The following is a 19,137-nucleotide window of genomic DNA, read 5'->3' as shown; positions in this document are numbered from 1 at the left end:
GTCAGGCCTCCATCACCACGGACCCGGCGGCCTTGCCGTCCAGCGCGACCACGAAGTCGGCGATGTACTGCAACAACTCCACGTCACGCACCCGCTCCGCGCCGATTCCGCCCGACCCCGCCCGGGGCAGCGGCAGCTGCACCATTCCGGTGGTGGCACGGTACTGGGCGCTCGGGTAGATCCGCTTGAGGCGCAACTGCTTCGAGTCGGGCAGGGCCATCGGTGCGATCTTCAGCTGCGTCCCGACCACGGCGATCTCCTCGAGTCCGTACTCGCGGGCCAGCAGGCGCAGCTTGGCCACCGAGACCAGTCGGCGGACCTCTTCGGGCAGCGGTCCGTACCGGTCGGCGAGTTCGTCGACCACGGCCGTGATGCCGTCGAGTTCGGTGGCCGCCGCGAGCTTGCGGTAGCCCTCGAGCCGGAGGCGGTCGCTGGTGACGTAGTCGGGAGGGATGTGCGCGTCGACGGGCAGGTCGATACGGACCTCCTTCGGGGCGTCCTCCGTCGTGATCGGCCTGCCGTCGGCCGCCGCCCGGAACGCCTCGACCGCCTCCCCTACCAGCCGCACGTACAGGTCGAACCCGACACCCGCGACGTGACCGGACTGCTCGGCGCCCAGCACGTTTCCGGCGCCGCGGATCTCGAGGTCCTTCATCGCGACCGCCATGCCGGCACCGAGGTCGGAGTTCTGTGAGATGGTCGCGAGGCGGTCGTAGGCAGTCTCGGTGAGCGGCTTCTCCGGCGGGTACAGGAAGTACGCGTAGCCGCGTTCCCGGCTCCGCCCGACGCGCCCGCGCAACTGGTGCAGCTGCGACAGGCCGAGGGAATCGGCGCGTTCGACGATGAGCGTGTTGGCGTTGGAGATGTCGAGACCCGTCTCGATGATGGTGGTACACACCAGCACGTCGTAGTCGCGTTCCCAGAAGCCCTGCACGGTCCGTTCCAGGGTGTCCTCGTTCATCTGCCCGTGTGCCACCACGACCCGCGCCTCGGGGACGAGTTCGCGGATCCGCTGGGCCGACTTGTCGATCGAGCTGACCCGGTTGTGGACGTAGAACACCTGCCCGTCGCGGAGCAGTTCCCGTCGGATGGCCGCCGCCACCTGCTTGTCGGCGTACGCGCCGACGTAGGTGAGGATGGGGTGCCGTTCCTCCGGCGGCGTGAGGATCGTGGACATCTCGCGGATGCCCGCCATGCTCATCTCCAGCGTTCGCGGGATCGGCGTGGCCGACATCGTGAGAACGTCCACGTGGGTGCGCAGGGCCTTGATGTGCTCCTTGTGTTCCACACCGAAGCGCTGTTCCTCGTCGACGATGACGAGGCCCAGGTCCTTCCACCGGATCCCGGTCTGCAGCAGCCGGTGCGTGCCGACCACGACGTCGATCTCGCCGTCGGCCATGCCGGCGATGGTCTCCTTGGAGTCTCCCGCATCCGTGAAGCGGGAGAGCCCGCGCACCGTCACCGGGAACGCGGCCATGCGCTCGGTGAACGTCTGCAGGTGCTGCTGAGCGAGCAGCGTCGTCGGCACCAGGACGGCCACCTGCTTGCCGTCCTGCACCGCCTTGAACGCCGCCCGCACCGCGATCTCGGTCTTGCCGTAGCCGACGTCCCCGATGACGACGCGGTCCATCGGGACCGCCTTCTCCATGTCGGCCTTGACCTCGCTGATGACCGTCAGCTGGTCGTGGGTCTCGGTGAACGCGAACGCGTCCTCCATCTCCTTCTGCCACGGGGTGTCCGGGCCGAACGCATGTCCGGGTGCGGCCTGCCGCGCCGCGTACAGCTGGACGAGCTCACCGGCGATCTCACGAACCGCCTTGCGCGCCTTGCGTTTGGTGTTGGCCCAGTCGGAACCGCCGAGCTTGCTGAGCGCGGGCAACTCGCCGCCGACGTACCGCGACAACTGGTCGAGCGACTCCATCGGAACGAACAGACGGTCGCCCGGGTGTCCGCGCTTGCTGGCGGCGTACTCGATCACCAGGTACTCGCGGCGGGCGCCGCCGATGGTGCGTTCGACCATCTCGACGAATCGTCCGATGCCGTGCTGGTCGTGCACCACCATGTCCCCGGCGGTCAGGGCCAGCGGGTCCACCTGGTTGCGGCGCTTCGCCGGCAGCCTCTTGCCGTCGCCGACCGCGGCCACCCGGTTGCCGGTGAGATCGGCCTCCGTGACGATGACGAGTCCGGCAGTGGAGTCGTCGCCGGGGAAGACCAGGCCGTCGTGGAGCGAACCGCGCAGCACCCCGACCTGGCCCCGCGGGGGCTCGGTGCCGGGCGCGAGTTCAGCCGCGGGCACCTCGGCCTCGCGCAGACGCTCGAGCACGCGATGCGCGGTGCCGGCGCCCGCGACCACGATGACGGCGCGCCCGCCGGTGGTGACGTGGGCGCGCAGACTCACGAACAGTTCCGACAGCAGGTCGTCGGACCCACGGACCTGCGGTGCCGGCGTGACCGCCAGCTCCAGTTCCTCGCCGTTGCCCGACGCGAGCGGGCTCAGCGTCCACCACGGCAGGCCCCTGGCCTCCGCGGATTCACGGACCTGGCTGAGCGAGCGGTAGGCGGAGGCGCCGAGATCGATTCCGTCACCCCTCAGCACCGAGGTGTCGAGCGGGGCGGCGCCGCCGATCGAGGCCGCCGTCCACGACGCCTCGAGGAACTCCTGACCGGTGCGCACCAGGTCGGTGGCGCGCGTCCGGATCTTCTCCGGATCGCACAGCAGCACGTGTGCGCTCTCGGGCAGCACGTCGGTGAGCAACTGCAGTTGCCCCGGCCGCAGCACGGGCAGCAGTGCCTCCATGCCTTCCACCGGGATGCCGGCCGACATCTTGTCGAGCATCTCGACGAGCGCGGCGTCGGCCTGGTTGTCGACCGCGAGCTGCGCGGCCCGGTCGCGGACGTCCTCGGTGAGGAGCAGTTCGCGGCACGGCGGGGCGATCACCGCGTCGATGTCGAGTTCGGGCAGCGACCTCTGGTCCGCGACGGAGAACGCGCGCAGTTCGGTGACCTCGTCGCCCCAGAACTCGACGCGCACGGGATGATCCGCGGTGGGCGAGAACAGGTCCAGGATGCCGCCGCGGACGGCGAACTCGCCGCGCTTGCCCACCATGTCGACGCGCGTGTACGCCATTTCGACGAGCCGCTGGATCAGCCCGTCGAAGTCGTGCTCGACGCCCACGCGCAGCGTGACGGGTTCGATCTCACCGAGTCCCGGCGCCATGGGCTGCACCAGCGACCGGACGGTGGTGACGATGACCTGGAGCGGCGCCCCGTACGAGCGGTCGTCCGGCCGCGCGAGTCTGCGGAGCACCTCCACCCGGCGACCGACCGTGTCGGCGCTCGGCGACAGCCGTTCGTGCGGCAGCGTCTCCCACGACGGGAACTGCGCGACGGCGTCGCCGATCATCTCCCGCAGTTCGGCGGTGAGGTCGTCGGCCTCGCGGCCGGTCGCGGTGACCAGCAGCAGATGGGTGCGCTCGGCGAGGGCCGCGGCCACGAACGGCCGGGCGGGTCCGGGCGCGACGATGTCGAGGTGATGGCGTCCGAGAGCCTCGGTCACCTGCGCGATGACTGCGTCGCCCAGCGCGATCTTCGCCAGACCGGCGAGCGGGGTGTCGGACGAGGGCTCGGCAGCGATGAGCGGGGAAGACAACGACGCACTCCTGAGCAGTGATGACGAACTGCCGGCGAACAGCTCGGGCCGGGACGAGCGGCCAGTTGCGGACTGAGCCAGCCTAGTCGATATCGCACACGGACGGACCGGGGTCCGTATCAGGTGGAGGCCTGCACGACCGGTGCGACGGTCATCGAGTTCAGCGCCCGCACGTGCCCGGTCACCGCGTCCGCTGTCCCGGTCCTGCGCACCGGCACGTCCGTGCTCCGCCCGGCGGCAGATGGAACCAGGAGTCCTCCGGTTCGAAGCCGCGGAGTTCGAGGTGGACGTACTGCGCAGCGCCGTCGGTACCGACGTCGACGACCCAGTCGCCGGACGCCGTCTGCCGCGCCACCGCCGTCAGGCCGACGGTCCGTTCGAGGGCGCGCGCCGGTCCGCCGACGAGGTGAACGGACTCGGCGACGACACCGTCCTCACTCGACAGAAGGACGGTCACGCTCTCGTAGCCGCGGGGACCGAAGCGGTAGACGTGGGTCGCGTCGGTGAAACGCCCGAGCACCGTGTCGAGCGACCACCGGCGGGCCGCGTGCGCGGCGACGGTCACCGGTTCGGTGACGTCGAACGCCCGGGCACCCGTGCGGGTGTGCACCTGCACCCGCAACTCCCCCACGACCTCGTGGTCGGAGTCGTTGACCGCGTCGATCCGCAGGCCGTCCAATCCGTCCTCGGCGAGGAGGACTGCGACCGGCAGCGACATCCGCCGCATCACGAACCACGGCGCCTTCGGCCTGCCGTCGGAGTCGAGCAGCCCCCACCCGGCGCCGGGTTCGAGGTCGCGGAGCGCGAGCACCAGCGCGCCGTCGCATCCCGAATCGGGCCGCCGCCAGTATCCCAGTGTCGCCGCGAACGCCTCGCAGACGGCGGCCCGGCCGAGGGCGAGGTACCGCTGGGGGTCGCTCCACCGGACCGTCGACGGCTCCTCGCCGAACAGCGTCCGCACGTAGTGATCGCGGACGTCCTCGAAGTCCCAGGGGGCCCCGTTGTCCCGCGGCACGGCCGCCTTCCACCGTGGGTGGTGGCCCGCGACCGCGAGGCTGCCGAATTCGGCCTCGATCGCCGCGTCCGACGGGGGGATCGAGAACGCGAGGCATTCGGCGGCGAACCGCACCCGGGCCTGGCGGACGTCGGACAGCGGAAGCCGATATCCCCCGACCCCGAAGTAGTGCGCGATACCCGTCCCCACATGGGTCGCGAGCGCGTCGTCGCCCGGCGGCGAGGTCGGTGACGACGACACCCGCACCAACCCCGGCGCCGTCCGACCGACCACCGCCGGAATCACGTCGTGCACCGCCGTCATGTGCGACCACGGAAGTCCGAGCATCGCCGGTTGCTGTTCGGTCTCGCTGCCTCCACTGAACATGGTGAGCGCGGGGTTCCCGGACAGCGGCCGCAGCACCGACTCGACCTCGGCGGTCAGCAGGTCCAGGAACGGCTGGTCGTCGGGCGGGTCGAACGTCGACAGCATGACGTCCTGCCACACCATGACACCGAGTTCGGCACAGTCGTCCCAGAACGCGGCGTCCTCGTACACCGTCGTGCCCGGCACGCGGACCATGTTCAGGCCGGCCTCGACCACCCGCTCGAGGGTGGCCCGAGCCTGATCCCGGCCGCCCAGCCCCACCGGATCCACGGGCGTCCAGACGGCGCCGCGGCAGTACACGTCGACGCCGTTGACCGACAGCCGGAATCCGCCGTCGCCGCACGCCGCGCGCACCGTGCGGAATCCGACCGCACCCAGGTCGACGACGTGCTCCCCCAGGACGATGCTCAGCGGATACGTCGCGGGGGCGCCGTGGGTGTGGGGCCACCACAACCGGACGTCGGGGACGCGCACGTGGGCGCGGATCTCCTGCGCGCCCCGCCCAAAGTCCACGATTTCCGCGTCCACGGTGAGGTCGCCGAGCCGCACGACGGGGGCAGCTCCGGCCGAACGATGCACACGCACGGCGAGGTCCAGCACGCCCGTGCAGTCCTCGACGGCGGTGACCACGTGACGGTCCGACAGGACAGGCGCGGCGCGGTCGCGCAGTCGCACCGCCCGCCACGGACCCACCGGGGCCGGCACACCACCGAAGACCGGGGCGCGGCCGAGCAGGCTCGTGCGAACCCAGCGCAGGCCCTGCGCGCTCACCAGCGACGACCGCCAGCGTCCGCGTGGCCGCCGGCGGCGGAGCGCGGCATCGAGCGACGGAAACCGGATCGCCAGCGTGACCGTGCCGGGGCGGGAGGCGAGTTCGACCGAGGCAGGCACGAACATCGACTCCGAAGACAGGACGAGGTCCTCGCCGGCCCACACCTGCGCGTGCGAGGCGAGGCCGTCGAACTCGAGCCGCCACGGCCCCGGGCCGCCGCCGGACACGTCGGTGACGAACCACCAGTCCACCGCATCGGTCTTCGTCGCCCGCGCCGCCGCAACGCCGTGGGTCGCCCGGATCGCGCCTGCCGCGGTACCCGGCACCTGCGCGGGATACCACGGACCCGGCACACAAGCCAGGCCCGACGGATCGGTGACCGAGCCCGGTTCCGTTGCCACGCAACGCCACCGCGCGCCGGCGAGAAGATCCATTACGCGCGTCCGACCATTCGCGCCACGCCACCCACCGACCGTTCCCACGCCTCGGCCATGCCGTCGAGTTGCGCCGACGGGTCGACACTGCGTCCGCGAGCGGCCCGCGCCATCTGGAACTGCACGCTCTTCGCGCCCTGCGCCACCGCCCGGAAGCCCGGCGCGAACGCCGCTGCCCCCGCGAACCCGTTGCGCTCGAGGTACTCGCAGACGTCGGCGGCCAGTTCCGCGGTGGCACCGCACTGCCGCAACACCCCGAACGTCCACAGGTGGAACGTGTCGATGCCGGCGTCGCGGATCCAGGGCACGTCGGCGACCACTCGTTCGCCGAGTTCGCGCACCGGATTCCCGTCCGGCCGGGTGGCGAGATGATGACGCAGCACCGCCTCGAAGCGCGCCGGACGGTACCCCGGGTCCCCGTCGAACCGGACCTGCTCCACGTAGGGGGTGAAGGTCACCGACCCGGCGACGTCGAGCCCGAACAACCCGCGAAAGTCGTCACCGGCCAACCGGTGATACCCGCTGTTGTGGAAATACTCGAGCGCACCGGCCTCCCGGTCGATGTAGTTCGCGACGATCGTCGTCTTGGTGTGACTCTCGCGGTACCCGGTGCCCACCGTGTCCGGGAGCCAGTGCGCATCCACCTCGACGGTCGACAGCATTCCCGCAGCGAGGTTGTCCTCGACGTGGTCGAGGACCCGGCGCCAGACGTTCATCTCCCCCACGTCGATCCCGTACAGCGCGAACAGATCCTCCGGCTTGAACTTCAGGAACGTCCACTGTGATCCGTCGAACCGGGCGCCGAACGCGCACGCGGCGGCGGGCACCGGATCGAGCCCGAGCGAGTGGAGCACCTCCACCCACAGGTCGAGGTAGCAGTTGGTCTCGGTCCACGTCCGCTCGTCGGAGTGGATGGAGTGCGGCTCGTATCCGTCCGGCGAGATGTCGATCAGCCGGGACATCACAGCGACATCCGGGATTTCACCGCACTCGGCCAGCGCGACGGGTCCATGCCGTGGGTCCGCAGCATCGCGAGCGCGATGCGTTCCATCCCGAATCCCACGCACGCACTGTGGGCGACGCCGCCGTCCGCGGTGGCGATGTCGAACGTGACACCGAAGTGGTCCTGATGGCAGTTGCACGAGACGACGGCGGTCCCCTCGTCGAGATCGCCGTACAGGCGCACCGTGAGCTCGGTCTTGAGGTTCTCCTCGCGCTGGTTGGCGGCGAGCATGCGTCCGACCCTGCCGAAGAACGGGTCATTGGCGACCACCGGCGTGGCGTCCAGCCACAGGTCGGACAGCACCTCGAGCCCGCGCTCGATCCACGAATCACGGTGGGTCGCGGCCTGGTCCGCCGTGCCGATCTGCACGAACTCGTGCATCCGGAACGCCTGCATGCGGGCGGGATCGAACGCCGGCTCGTGCCGGAAGCAGTAGCCGTACACGTCGAGCAGCGCACCGCCGTCCGGCAACACACCCGTGAACATCGGGTACGCGGGGTGGCACGCCGCCGACACCAGCACCGTATCGGTCGGTTCGAGCCACTTGTCCCAGCTCTCACCGTCGGCTCGCGCCGCCAGCAGTTGGGCGTGCTCGGCGTTGGTGCCGGTGAACGTGTTGATCGCCCCGGTCAGGTTGGGGAACGACGCGATGTAGTCGGTGCGCTCGAAACTGGTGCGCGGGAACACCGGAGGAAACCGGAATCGGGCAGCGGACGCGCCCGGCCCTGCTGCTCGCACGACCGCGTCGATGCCGTCGACGATGTCCTCGAACAACCCCGACCGTCCGTATAGGCCGGCGACGGACGTGTCCACCAGGAGTCCGGCGTCCAGCAGTTCCGCCCGGAAGGCACGCCGGGCCCGCTCGAGTTCGCTCGTCTCTTCCCGTTCCACTGCTGTATCCGTACTCATATCGTCCCCCGGTATGCCGTGGCCATCTGCGCCGAGTTAGCCATGATTCGATCGTTGTTGACCATGACGGCCGCTCCGTGCGCATCGCGCAGGTGCCGGCCGAGCGAGTACTCCGTGTCTTCCCGGTAGCCGGCGATCCCGCAGATCAGCAGGGCTCTGCCGACCAGGTCGACAACCAGCGTCGACGCCGTCACCTTCAGGTTGTTCATCGCCAGCGAATAGCCCACTCCACCCGCGATTTCGGCCTCCGGCGAACCGGGGGGCGCCGCATCGGCGTCGTCGAACCGGCGGGCCGCCGCGAACACGATGTCCGAGAACTGCTGGTGCACAGCGGCCGCCTCGGCGAGACGCGATGCCGCGGGCGAGGCCACGCCCGGCTGCTTACGCGCGGCCGCTCGCACGCACCGCCGCGCCTTCTCCACCGCCGCGTCGGCGATGCCGAGCCACACGGCCGACCACACCGAGTGCGACACCGGGAGCATCGTCGCCGCCGAGATCTCCGCATAGGGATCGGCGACGACGAGATCGGGTGTCGTGGTGGCACGCAGCACGAATCCGGGACTGCAGGTTCCGCGCAGTCCCAGCGTGTTCCAGTCACCGGTGCGCTCGAGCGTCACGTCGGCACGCCGGCAGACGACGAGCACCTGGTCGCTCGGCGGGCTGTCGGGGGTGCGCCGCGCGGTCGCGAGGATCGCGTCGGCGTACTCGCCGTAGGAGATCACGGGGGCATTCTTGACCAGCGTCACCACCCCGCCGGACTGCTCCACCGCGCACGTGCTGCGCCGGACGTCGCCCCCGATGCCCAGTTCCGTCGTGGCCGATGCCAGCAGGAACTGCCCGGCGACCACGTCACGCAGGACGCCGGAAACGCCGTCGCCACCCGGATGTCGTACGAGCGAGAGGATCTGGGTCTGGTGCATCGCGAACACCATCGCCGTCGCGGCGCAGTGGCGCCCGAGGGTCCGGGCGATCGTGCACAGTTCGCGAAGCGTCGCGCCTTCGCCACCCAGTTCCGGGGGAACGGCACACGAGAGCAACCGCTGGTCCCGGAGCGCGTCGATCGCTTCCTGCGGAAAACGCGCGTCCCGATCGACGTCGACGGCCCAGCGCGCAGCCACCTCGGCCACGACCCTCTCGGCTCGCGCCGCCGGTCCCCACGACTGCGCGGACTCGATCCCGGTGTCGCTCCCCAGGGCGATGCTCATGCCACTCCGAGTTCGACGAGTGCGCCCCGAATGGAATCCACACTCGCGAACGTGCTCTTGCGCAGCAGCTCGTCGGGGAACTCGACGTCGAACGAATCCTCCAGCGCCAGCATGACGTTGACGCTCGCGTGCGACGTCAAACCCAGTTCGTAGAGATCGGCGCCGACGGCGATGCTCGCGGCATCGACGGACAGCCGGGCGTGGTCGCCGAGAACCTTGCGGATGGTCTGCTCGCTCATGGGTGGCGTTCTCCTTGGTGATGGGGTGGGGTGCCGAGCCGGGACGCGGTGACCATCGCGATCGCGACGTCGGCCTCGTGCGAGATCGAAACGTCGAATCCACCGAGCCCCTGCCGCTCGGCGAGGTCCGATGCGTTGCCGGACAGGCGCACTCCGCATCCGCCCCAGCTCTCGCGCCGGATCTCGATGGACTGCCACGGCAAGGCGACGTCCCCGGGTCGCAACACCTTGACCACGGCCTCCTTGGCCGCGAACCGGGCGGCCAGCCGTTGGGCCCGCGCAGGTCCTTCGCAGGTTTCCAGTTCGTGGGGTGTGAAGATTCTCGTCAGGTAGCGGTCGCCGAACCGCTCGACGCTGCTTCGCACGTGCCCGACCGTCATCACGTCGCACCCGATACGGGATTCGGGGATCGACAAGACAGAACCACCAGACATCGATCCCCCTGCTCCAGTCTTCGACAGTCGCCCTCAGCGACTCTCCAGCAAACCCTTCGAGAAGTTACCGCACACCGGCAATTCAAGACAAGAGGTACTGCGGTGTGGGCATAAACATACCCTGGGTCTGTAACGCTGTCCTGGCAACGCGATCAAGCAGCAACTCCGACGCACGCGACTCGTCTGGAACTCACCGACGCACCGGGCTGGTAGTCGAGCTACAGCCCGACCTCGATGGCTCCGGCCGCCAGCAACTTACCGATCTTCTCCGCCGAGACCGGCCGGCTGAACAGGAAGCCCTGCGCCCGATGGCATCCCATGTCGAGGAGTTGCCGGGCCGACTCGACGTTCTCGACGCCCTCCGCGACCAGCTCCAGGCCGAACGATTCGGCGAGACCGATGATGGACTTCACGATCGCCCGATCCTCGGGGTTGGTATCCAGGTTCATCACGAAACCTTTGTCGATCTTCAGCGTCCCCACCGGCAGCGCCTTGAGGTGGCTGAGGGAGCTGAACCCGGTGCCGAAGTCGTCGATCGCGACCTCCACGTCCATCGCGTGCAAACCTTCGAGCGCTTCACGCGTCCAGGTCAGATCACTGAGCACTGCGTTCTCGGTGATCTCCAGGCACAGCGCGCCCTTCCGAAGGTCGAATTCCGTCAACGCGTTCGCGACGACGTCGAGAAAATCCAGACCGGCCAACTGCCCCGGCGAGACGTTGACGCGAAGATCCAGATCCAGCTCGGGCACCTGCGACCGCCAGTCGGCCCACTGCCGGCAGGCCTTCCGGATCACCCAGCGCCCGAGCTCCCCCGCAACATTCGTCGCCTCGGCGACGTCGATGAACGACGCCGGCTGCAGCAACCCGAGCAGCGGGTGATTCCACCGCACCAGGGCCTCCACCCCGATGATCCGGCCGGTCCGCAAATCGACCTCGGGCTGGTACTCGAGGAACAGCGACTCGTCCGCGATGGCCGCACGCAGACTGAGCTCGATCATGTTGCGTTTCTCGCTCTCCTCCTGCATCTCGTCGGTGAAGACGCTGATCGCGTTCCCACCCTTGGTCTTCGCGACCATGACGGCCTGGTCGGCCTGGCTGAGGAGCGAACTGGTGGTGGCCTTGCCCGGAATTCCGACCGCGACGCCGATACTGACGCTGCGGCTGACCACCTCGCGGCCGAGACGCACCCGCTCGGTCACGACGTCGCGGATGTGCTGCGCCCGCACCTCCGCCTCCTCCAGCCCCACCGATCCGCCGAGCACGAGCACGAATTCATCGCCGCCCAGCCGGGAAACGAGGTCGTCGGTCTGGCTGGTCGATCTGAGCCGGTCCGCGATCGTCGAGATGAATCCGTCACCGGCTCCGTGACCGAAGAAGTCGTTGAGAGGCTTCAACCGGTCCAGGTCGAGGAACAGGATCGCGACCGGCCCGGCTTCGGACTCGGCGAGACGAGTGTCCAGGTGGTGGTAGAGCGCGCGCCGGTTGCTGAGACCGGTGAGGGAATCGTGGTCGGCCGAGTAGCGCAACTGCTCCTCGACGACGATGCGCGCCTGAACCTGGGCGAGCAGGGCGGCGATCGCCTTGAGGACGTCGAGCTCCGGCGGCGTCCAGTCGCGGTCGCCGAACTTGATGAATCCGAGCGTGCCCGTCGTCGTGTCACCGGACAGCAGCGGAACGGCTGCGAGCGACACCTGCGGCACCCCGGACGCCTCGCGAACCCGCTCGTTGTAATCCGGACCGGACACCTCCGGCCGGAAGATGGCCACTTCCTTCTGGTGCTCGATCTGGGCGAACGTCGAGTCGGCGTCCTTGAAGTAGACGATGCCGAGCGGGTCGGGGTCTGGGATGAAGGGCCGGAGCGGGTATTCCGCGACCAGGACCGTCGCCGCGATCTCGTGGTCTGTGAACCGGAGGAAGCTGGTGTCGACCTCGAAGTGCTCCACGAGATCCTGCAACACGCGGGTGGCCACGGGCTTGAACGAGACCGCATCGACAGGCGTGAGCCGGGACGCCACGGTCGTCACCAGGGTCTCGAGCTTTTCGGTTTGCTTCTCGGTGTTCACGGGCCCTCCTGTCCTTACGATATCCGCCTGCGAACCCGGTCGGCGAGCCGCTCGCTCCGAACCGACGGGCCCGGCGCATGGCTGAGCCGTAACACCATGGCGAGCGCTTCACCCGCCTTCGCACCGACGACGTCGAACAGTTCCTCCCGCAGCCTCTCCAATGGTGCCGCATACCGTGGTGAGACTTGTTCGAGTTCCGCACTTTCCACACCGTAGAGAAACACAGGTGAAATCGGCTGGACGGCGAGCCCGAGCGCCTGGGCGTGGATCCACACGCTCTCGGTCGCCTCACCGCCGCGCACGTAGTCCCGAGGGGTGCTGCCCGGTATGGCGACGACCGCGACAGCCGAGCTCGACGCCACACGGTCCGCGGTGGACTTGCCCAGCGCGCGTCCCTCGTCCAGTGCGCCGAGTCGTTCCATTACCTCGGGTCTCCGCAGCAGCGCGAGGGTCGACAGTTCCGCCGAATCGAGTTCCAGTGCACGAACGTCGATGCCGGTCTCGACCGAATCCAGCGGCGGCCACCGCAACTCGCCGATCATCTCGCGGTGCAGGGTCGGCGTGAGGAATCGGATTCGGTCCGACTCCGCCAGAATGGCGCCGATCGTCGAGATGTCGTCCCGGTCGGTCACCAGGCAGAGGCGTGCGCCCTCGCGCGAGACCGCCTCCGCGAGAAGTCCCGCCTGCGTGTCGTCCAACGGCTGGGGCACGCCCAGCCTGCGGTTGGTGGTCCGGTCGAGCATGTGTTCGTAGCGGTCGGTGAGTTCCCGGTCGTTCCCGCTGCCGAACGTCATCGTGGCGGCGGGAAGTCCGGCATCGCCGTCGTGGACCGTCACGGCGCCGAGCAGTCCGGCGGCCGACGCGGCGATCCGGGCGTTGTGCAGCGCGGCGCCGACCGCGACACAACTGCCGCGGTAACCGACGTCCATGGCCGTCGTGTACTCAGGGGCCACTGAAATGGTCAGCCTCGTGTTGTCCGCCGCGATCGTCCACGGCTGGACGTTGCCGCCGGACGGCGCGCGGGACGCGGCATGCACGACGGCGTCGACGGCGTCGTCCGAGACTGCTGCGGGCACCGCACGATCTTCGGGCTCCTCCGGCAGGTCGTGCGGTGGCGGTGGATCGGCGAGGGAATCGAGACGCTCGTCCAGATCCATGCGGCACCGACCCGATGCGAGCGGCTGTCCGAGCCCGATGCGCCGCACCGCCGCCGCGACCTGCGCACCGCCGAGCAGCACCTCGCCCCCGAGCTGAGGCCACGTGGAGATGGTTTCGTCCACCTCCACCAACGACGCCGCCATCGTCGCCGACAGCTGTCCGGCGTCGAGAATCCGAAGGACGAGCGGAATCTTGTCCCGCGAGCCGAGCCCCGCCAGCGACTCCACGTCGACGTCGCCGATCACTCCGTGGAAGACGGGCCGATCGGGTTCGAGGTCGTATCGCTCGACGTCCAGCAACCCCCGGTCACTGGTCGCCATCAGCACCGGCAATCCCCTGCGGCGGGCCTCCCGCCGCAGGGATACCTTCACGTCCAGGGAATCGCATTCGTCGATCACCACGTCCGTGCCGTCCAGGAATTCGGCCACCGACCCGACGTCGAGACCGTCCTCCCACAACGTCACCGTGACGTAAGGGTCGATCTCCGCGATACGGCGGGCAGCGACCACGGACTTGTTCACACCGAGATCGAGAACCGTTCCGGGAACCCGGTTCAGGTTGGACAGTTCGAGGGTGTCGAAGTCCGCGAGCCGCAGACCGCCACACGCACCTTCCAGCGTGAGAGCCAACGCGACCGCGTGACCGACGCTCAGACCGACGATCCCCACGGTCACGTCTCTGAGGCGTTCCTGTTCCTGCGCGGTGATCTTGTTCCGATTCCGGTCCAGCCGCAGCAGCCGGAACGATGCGGGGCCGAGCAGACGCACCACGGTCCGTCGCCACGAGTAGTACGCCCACACCGGAGTCTCGTCCAGCACGCCGGGTCCCGGTGTGGGCACGAGAGAACGGAGGCTGTCGATCTGTTGGCCGAGCCGGTCGACGAAGACCACCGCGGGGTCGCGGCGGAGGCGGTCGAGTACCGCCGCGTCCTCGGAGTGGTCCTCGTCGAGCAGCAGGGCGGTGTAGTCACCGCGGGATTCGTTCACGAGACGCTCCGCATCGGCCGGACGACGTTTCCTCCCGTCCCCGTCGCGATGCCTGCCGACGGCGTCGGTCGGGACGTCGTGAGTAACAGTTGGGCCAGCTGCATGGATTCGGCGCGGCCCCTGCGCCTACTCCGATCCCACCACATCAGCCGCGTCTCGTAGCGGTCATCCGGATAGGGCACGGGAGCAATGTGGTCGGCCACCACGCCACCGGTGGTTCGCCACGTGTCCAGGACGTGGGATGCGGCGGTCGCAAGCATGAACTGGACGTCGAGCAGATCCATCGAGAAGGTGGCTATGCGACCCAATGCGCCGACGAGTTCACCCCGCCTGGCGGCCGTGTCCGCCACCCACGCGCCCTTCGCTTCCACGACACCGAACGGAAGCCGGTCCTCGATCATCCGGCGGACGGCGGGAGCTCCGGGATCTGTTCCCCATTCCGTGATCGCATGCGCCTGATCAGCGACAAGATACGGACCCTGGGCGCGGACGCCGGCTGCGACCGAACCGTCCGGTGCGATGGCGACGAAGAACAGTGCGGTGGTGTCGCCGGCCTGAATCCGCTGGTACTCGAGCGCCTTCTCGGCGCCGTACTTGCGATAGCCGGCGAGTGCTCCCTCGAGATACTCTTCCCAGAGCGTCGGCTCGTCGGAGGGCCGGGCGACGACGAAGCGACACTCCGACCGCGGATCCCACACACTCAGAGTTCGATCGAGTATGGTCTCCGTCGACCAGACGTCTATCTGCGGATTCGTCAGCTGTTCAACAGACATTGGTATTCCCATCGGGCGTCGGTGCGGCAATTCCGGGGACTCACGGGTTACGTAAAGACCCCAAGAACTGGACAGACGAACCCGGTCACAGCCCCGCGGCTACCTATTTTCCGCGTTTACACCAGATTTGTCACCTGTGATGCCATGAATGGGCCCAAAAACAAACTTCAGGTCGGTAATTGGCGACCCGGAATTAGGCGAGGGAAATGAACAGCTCAACGCTGTTCGGCGCGCGGAAGACCTCGATCTCCTCCGCGTAGGCGCGCTCGATGCGCCCTTCCTTCTCAGCCAGCTCGGCCTGAATCCACACGTCTTCGATCGGGTCGGATGACCGCCCGTCAGGTGTGAACTTGGCGAAAAAGCCGGCCGGGACACGCACCAGCACGTCACCGATCTCGAGATGACCGACATCGATGCACCGGTATCCGATCACCGCGGTCCACCCCAGATCCGGGACGGCGACGTAAACGGTGGTCAGTTCCTCGACACCACGCTGCTGGACGCGCTCCCGAGTGAACTTCATCAGATCGCTCGCGTGCGCCGACGAACCCAGCTCCATGCGCGGCAGAACCAGCCCGCCGAAGTCGGCGGACTCACGCTTGACGATCTCGAAACTCATTGTGGCCCCTACCTCGTGGCGGGTGGCACTATCGCCACATACAAATCGATCCCGAAGGCGTGCGGGTAGAACTCGAAGTCACCGGTGTAGGAGCGTTGAATCTGCCGCGATTCCTCCGCATCACGAATCTGCCCCCAGAGCGCGTCGAAGAGGTCGGGGAAGGTTCCCACGGAGGAGAACTTCGCATAGGTCCCCGCAGGAATCCGCGATACCAGATGCCCGCGTCCGACCTGATCGATCGAAGAGCACTCGTAGCCCACGATTTGCGTGTAATACGAGTTGATCTCGGGAGCGTGGTCGACATACGCAGAAGCCAACGGCCTGTCCACGTTTTGCGCGAGAAGGGTCGACCACGTCTTTTCGAGGTCCTTGTCGCGCGCTTTTCCCAGCGCCCTCTTCGGACTGCGGACGGCCAGTCCGGCGACCAGTGTCTCTTCGCGTTCGACTATGACGAACGGCATCGGGCACCCTCCGATGTCATCGGCACATTGGCTTCAATGGCAATTATTGCTCGCCCGCCTTTAATTCGGAGGACGAGATATCACCATACCTCGTCCAGGATCCGCGGTCTGCGTCCTTAGTCGCGAAAAACCTACATGGCTAAGTCATCACTTATTTGATCAAGTCTCCGCGAGACGTCAAACAAAAGGGCAACCAGCCATTATTCCCGAGGATTAACATACTTGAAGTTGGTTTCAGGCCTTGCAAGACGACTTGGAGTGTGGTTTATTGGACGGATCGAGACCTTGGGTGTGACGCAACTAACACACAGAGCGACCTCCAGGTCTCGATGACGAGGGGAGACTGCCCGTGCGCTGCCGACTGTGCGACTCCGATCGCTTGCGAAGCGTCCTGGATCTGGGGGCGACGCCGCCGTGCGAGCTCTTCTTGACCGAGCAAGGCCTGGACGCCCCCGAGACGAACTATCCGCTGCACCTGCGCATCTGCGAGGACTGCCTCCTACTTCAGGTTCCGGCCCTGATCTCCCCGGAGGACACTTTCACCGACTATGCCTACTACTCCTCCTACTCGGATTCATGGGTGGAACACGCACGGCAGTTCGTCGGCTCCTCGGTGACGCGGCTCGGCCTCGACTCGAGATCATTGATCGTCGAGGTCGCGAGTAATGACGGTTACCTGCTGCAGCACGCGGTCGACGCCGGGATCCGCTGCGTCGGAATCGAACCGTCGCACAACGTCGGCGCGGCCGCACGTGAACGAGGTGTTCCCACTCTCACCGCATTTCTCGACGAGGAACTCGCCGCCGACATCCGCGCCGAGCACGGTCCGGCAGACCTCGTGGTTGCGAACAACGTGTATGCGCACATCCCCGACCTCCGCGGGTTCACTCGCGCGCTGCGTACCCTCGTCGCCGACGACGGCCAGCTGAGTATCGAGGTGCACCACGCCCTGAATCTGATCGTCCTCGGGCAATTCGACACGGTCTATCACGAGCACTTTCAGTACTACACGCTCCTCTCCGCCATGCGTGCGCTTGCCACGGCCGGCCTCTCGGTCGTCGATGTGGAACTTCTGGAGACACACGGCGGCTCGATCCGGATCTGGGCACGTCCCGGCACTGCCGGCGAGGTGCCCACCCCGCGCGTCACCGACGTATTGAAGGCGGAAGAAGACGCCGGACTGCACACCGTCGACGGATACAGCCGACTCGAAACTCAGGCGAGAGTTGCTCGACAAGAACTGCTCGGGTTCCTCCTCGACTGCCGAGCCCAGAACAGGACCGTCGTCGGCTACGGCGCTCCCGGCAAGGGAAACACCCTGCTGAACTACTGCGGAATTCGCCCCGACCTACTCGAATACACGGTCGACCGTAATCCGTACAAGCACGGCCGGTACACGCCGGGCACCCGGATCCCGATTCTCGATCCCCGGCAGATCGAGAAGGATCGGCCGGACGTCGTCCTCGCGCTGCCGTGGAACCTCGAGACGGAGCTGACCGAACAACTGCACTACATCACCGAGTGGGGCGGAGAGCTCGTGTACCCGCTCCCCTCCCTGCACAGAGCGACATTCCAACCCGAGAGCGTGGCAAGGAGGCTCACGACATGAAAGTTGTCCTGTTCTGCGGCGGATACGGCCTACGCATGCGCAACGACCACAACGACGTGATCCCGAAACCCATGCAGATGGTCGGACCACGTCCGCTGCTATGGCATGTCATGCACTACTACGCTCATTTCGGCCACACGGAGTTCATTCTGTGCCTCGGGTACGGTGCGGAGGCCATCAAAGACTACTTCCTCGACTACCGCGAAGCGGAATCCAACGACTTCGTTTTGCGCGCGAGCAAGATCGAGCTGCTGAACTCCGACATCAGCGACTGGTCGATCACGTTCGTCGATACTGGTCTGGAGTCCGCGATCGGCGAGCGTCTGCGACGTGTTCGACGGCACCTCGGCGAAGACGAGTACTTTCTCGCGAACTATGCAGACGTACTCACCGACGCCCCCCTCGACGATGTCATCACGAAGTTCCACGAGTCGGGCGCGGCTGCATCCATGCTCGTCGTCACGCCCCAGTCCTCGTTCCACTGCGTCAACGTGGCCGAGAATGGCGAAGTCAAGGAGATCATCCCGGTCAGCCGGCTGCCCATCTGGGAGAACGGCGGATACTTCGTCCTCAGCCGGGAGATCTTCGATCTTCTTCCCCCTGGCGGCGATCTCGTGGCTGATGTGTGTGAACGCCTTGCCGGTGAAGGCCGCTTGTTCGGGTATCGCCATGAGGGATTCTGGAAGCCGGCGGACACCTTCAAGGAGCGCGCCGAACTCGATTCGAACTACTCGCAAGGCATCCATCCGTGGATGGTGTGGGAGCCGTCGCAGCCCGCACACAGCGCGTGATGATCAGCCTCGACACACGAGGGCTGCGCGAAGTAGCGGTGCTCGGTGCGCACTGTGACGACGTTGCGATCGGGCTCGGAGGCACCCTTCTCACAGTTGCTTCCAGCACTCCCGGCCTTCGCGTCCGGGCGCTCGTGCTGGCCGGCGCCGACGCCCGGCGCGAAATAGAGGAGCGTCATGCGTTGGCGGCATTGTGTCCCGCCGCCGACCTCGAGCTCACGGTTCTCGACGTTCCGGACGGGTACGCACCGGCATATTGGGAGCCGATCAAGAAGGCAGTCGAGGCGTTCGGGCGCGATTGTCATCCCGATGTGGTATTCGCTCCGCACCGAGCCGACGCACACCAGGACCACCGTATGTTGGCGGAGCTGGTTCCGACGGTGTTCCGTGACCACCTGATCCTGGGGTACGAAATCCTCAAGTGGGAAACCGACACACCTCGGCCGTCGATCTACCACCCGCTCACCCGCGCTGTGGCGACGGAAAAGGCGCGGATACTGCTGAAGCACTACCCCTCCCAAACCAACCACGATTGGTTCGACGAAGACTCCTTCCTCGGGCTGTCACGGCTGCGGGGTGTGCAGTGCAGACAACCCCACGCGGAGGCGTTCGTCCTCGAAAAGGCAACCATCCGATTCGGAAGGACCTGAC

The 19,137-nt window shown here is 67.4% G+C and carries 14 protein-coding genes and 1 pseudogene; 3 read left to right on the top strand and 12 right to left on the bottom strand.

Annotation, left to right across the window (positions count from 1 at the left end; translation table 11 throughout):
* Position 1 precedes the first annotated feature (1 nt).
* From mfd to RHA1_RS28060, 12 genes and pseudogenes are all read right to left on the bottom strand, one after another.
* The gene (mfd, locus tag RHA1_RS28115; RefSeq protein WP_011597876.1) at positions 2-3,649 is read right to left on the bottom strand and encodes a transcription-repair coupling factor; all 3,648 of its coding nucleotides are present in this window, start codon (positions 3,647-3,649) and stop codon (positions 2-4) included.
* Positions 3,650-3,768: 119 nt separating this feature from the next.
* Positions 3,769-6,236 (bottom strand): annotated as a pseudogene (locus tag RHA1_RS28110) (glycosyl hydrolase).
* Entirely contained in the window at positions 6,236-7,198 is a 963-nt protein-coding gene (locus RHA1_RS28105) for a DUF1839 family protein (protein ID WP_041812139.1), read from the bottom strand. Before RHA1_RS28105 ends, RHA1_RS28110 begins: the two are co-directional and overlap by 1 nt.
* Entirely contained in the window at positions 7,198-8,148 is a 951-nt protein-coding gene (locus RHA1_RS28100; protein WP_011597873.1) for an amino acid--[acyl-carrier-protein] ligase, read from the bottom strand. The genes RHA1_RS28105 and RHA1_RS28100 overlap by 1 nt, the downstream gene beginning before the upstream one ends.
* Complete coding sequence (locus RHA1_RS28095; RefSeq protein ID WP_011597872.1) at positions 8,145-9,353, bottom strand: acyl-CoA dehydrogenase family protein; 1,209 nt, start codon at positions 9,351-9,353, stop codon at positions 8,145-8,147. Before RHA1_RS28095 ends, RHA1_RS28100 begins: the two co-directional genes overlap by 4 nt.
* Positions 9,350-9,592, bottom strand: coding sequence for an acyl carrier protein (locus RHA1_RS28090; protein WP_009478996.1), 243 nt, complete (start codon positions 9,590-9,592; stop codon positions 9,350-9,352). The genes RHA1_RS28095 and RHA1_RS28090 overlap by 4 nt, the downstream gene beginning before the upstream one ends.
* On the bottom strand, positions 9,589-10,026 hold the full coding sequence (gene acpS / locus RHA1_RS28085) for a holo-ACP synthase (RefSeq protein ID WP_009478995.1): 438 nt from the start codon (positions 10,024-10,026) through the stop codon (positions 9,589-9,591). The genes RHA1_RS28090 and acpS overlap by 4 nt, the downstream gene beginning before the upstream one ends.
* Before the next feature lie 218 nt (positions 10,027-10,244).
* Positions 10,245-12,089, bottom strand: coding sequence for a putative bifunctional diguanylate cyclase/phosphodiesterase (locus tag RHA1_RS28080; protein WP_009478994.1), 1,845 nt, complete (start codon positions 12,087-12,089; stop codon positions 10,245-10,247).
* A 14-nt stretch (positions 12,090-12,103) separates the two neighbouring features.
* The gene (locus RHA1_RS28075; protein WP_011597871.1) at positions 12,104-14,233 is read right to left on the bottom strand and encodes an Rv1355c family protein; all 2,130 of its coding nucleotides are present in this window, start codon (positions 14,231-14,233) and stop codon (positions 12,104-12,106) included.
* Positions 14,230-15,006 carry a hypothetical protein gene (locus RHA1_RS28070; protein WP_009478992.1) on the bottom strand — a complete coding sequence of 259 codons (777 nt, stop codon included), beginning with the start codon at positions 15,004-15,006 and terminating at the stop codon, positions 14,230-14,232. Before RHA1_RS28070 ends, RHA1_RS28075 begins: the two co-directional genes overlap by 4 nt.
* Before the next feature lie 193 nt (positions 15,007-15,199).
* Positions 15,200-15,625, bottom strand: a complete 426-nt coding sequence (locus RHA1_RS28065) for a hypothetical protein (protein WP_011597870.1) — start codon at positions 15,623-15,625, stop codon at positions 15,200-15,202.
* An 8-nt stretch (positions 15,626-15,633) separates the two neighbouring features.
* Entirely contained in the window at positions 15,634-16,086 is a 453-nt protein-coding gene (locus tag RHA1_RS28060; protein ID WP_009478990.1) for a GyrI-like domain-containing protein, read from the bottom strand.
* A gap of 349 nt (positions 16,087-16,435) precedes the next feature.
* Between RHA1_RS28060 and RHA1_RS28055 the strand changes: the two genes are divergently transcribed.
* Genes RHA1_RS28055 through RHA1_RS28045 form a run of 3 tightly spaced genes read left to right on the top strand, consistent with a single transcriptional unit; the run spans position 16,436 to position 19,136 of the window.
* Complete coding sequence (locus tag RHA1_RS28055) at positions 16,436-17,695, top strand: class I SAM-dependent methyltransferase (RefSeq protein ID WP_011597869.1); 1,260 nt, start codon at positions 16,436-16,438, stop codon at positions 17,693-17,695.
* Positions 17,692-18,486: a glycosyltransferase family protein gene (locus RHA1_RS28050; RefSeq protein ID WP_009478988.1), complete on the top strand. Its 795-nt coding sequence runs from the start codon at positions 17,692-17,694 to the stop codon at positions 18,484-18,486. The genes RHA1_RS28055 and RHA1_RS28050 overlap by 4 nt, the downstream gene beginning before the upstream one ends.
* Positions 18,486-19,136 (top strand): PIG-L deacetylase family protein, encoded by a 651-nt coding sequence (locus tag RHA1_RS28045; protein ID WP_011597868.1) that lies wholly within the window; start codon positions 18,486-18,488, stop codon positions 19,134-19,136. The genes RHA1_RS28050 and RHA1_RS28045 overlap by 1 nt, the downstream gene beginning before the upstream one ends.
* Position 19,137: the final 1 nt, after the last annotated feature.

Origin of the sequence: Rhodococcus jostii RHA1 (assembly GCF_000014565.1) — a bacterium.
GTDB classification, from domain to species: domain Bacteria; phylum Actinomycetota; class Actinomycetes; order Mycobacteriales; family Mycobacteriaceae; genus Rhodococcus_F; species Rhodococcus_F jostii_A.
The sequence above is the reverse complement of the archived record's forward strand: the minus strand, read 5'-3'. Positions and strand labels throughout refer to the sequence as shown.

Coding starts and splice junctions, on each gene's coding strand:
- RHA1_RS28045 (WP_011597868.1), top strand. CDS start 18,486: ATGATCAGCCTCGACACACGAGGGCTGCGCGAAGTAGCGGTGCTCGGT.
- RHA1_RS28090 (WP_009478996.1), bottom strand. CDS start 9,592: ATGAGCGAGCAGACCATCCGCAAGGTTCTCGGCGACCACGCCCGGCTG.
- RHA1_RS28065 (WP_011597870.1), bottom strand. CDS start 15,625: ATGAGTTTCGAGATCGTCAAGCGTGAGTCCGCCGACTTCGGCGGGCTG.
- RHA1_RS28070 (WP_009478992.1), bottom strand. CDS start 15,006: ATGTCTGTTGAACAGCTGACGAATCCGCAGATAGACGTCTGGTCGACG.
- RHA1_RS28050 (WP_009478988.1), top strand. CDS start 17,692: ATGAAAGTTGTCCTGTTCTGCGGCGGATACGGCCTACGCATGCGCAAC.
- acpS (WP_009478995.1), bottom strand. CDS start 10,026: ATGTCTGGTGGTTCTGTCTTGTCGATCCCCGAATCCCGTATCGGGTGC.
- RHA1_RS28105 (WP_041812139.1), bottom strand. CDS start 7,198: ATGTCCCGGCTGATCGACATCTCGCCGGACGGATACGAGCCGCACTCC.
- RHA1_RS28095 (WP_011597872.1), bottom strand. CDS start 9,353: ATGAGCATCGCCCTGGGGAGCGACACCGGGATCGAGTCCGCGCAGTCG.
- RHA1_RS28060 (WP_009478990.1), bottom strand. CDS start 16,086: ATGCCGTTCGTCATAGTCGAACGCGAAGAGACACTGGTCGCCGGACTG.
- RHA1_RS28100 (WP_011597873.1), bottom strand. CDS start 8,148: ATGAGTACGGATACAGCAGTGGAACGGGAAGAGACGAGCGAACTCGAG.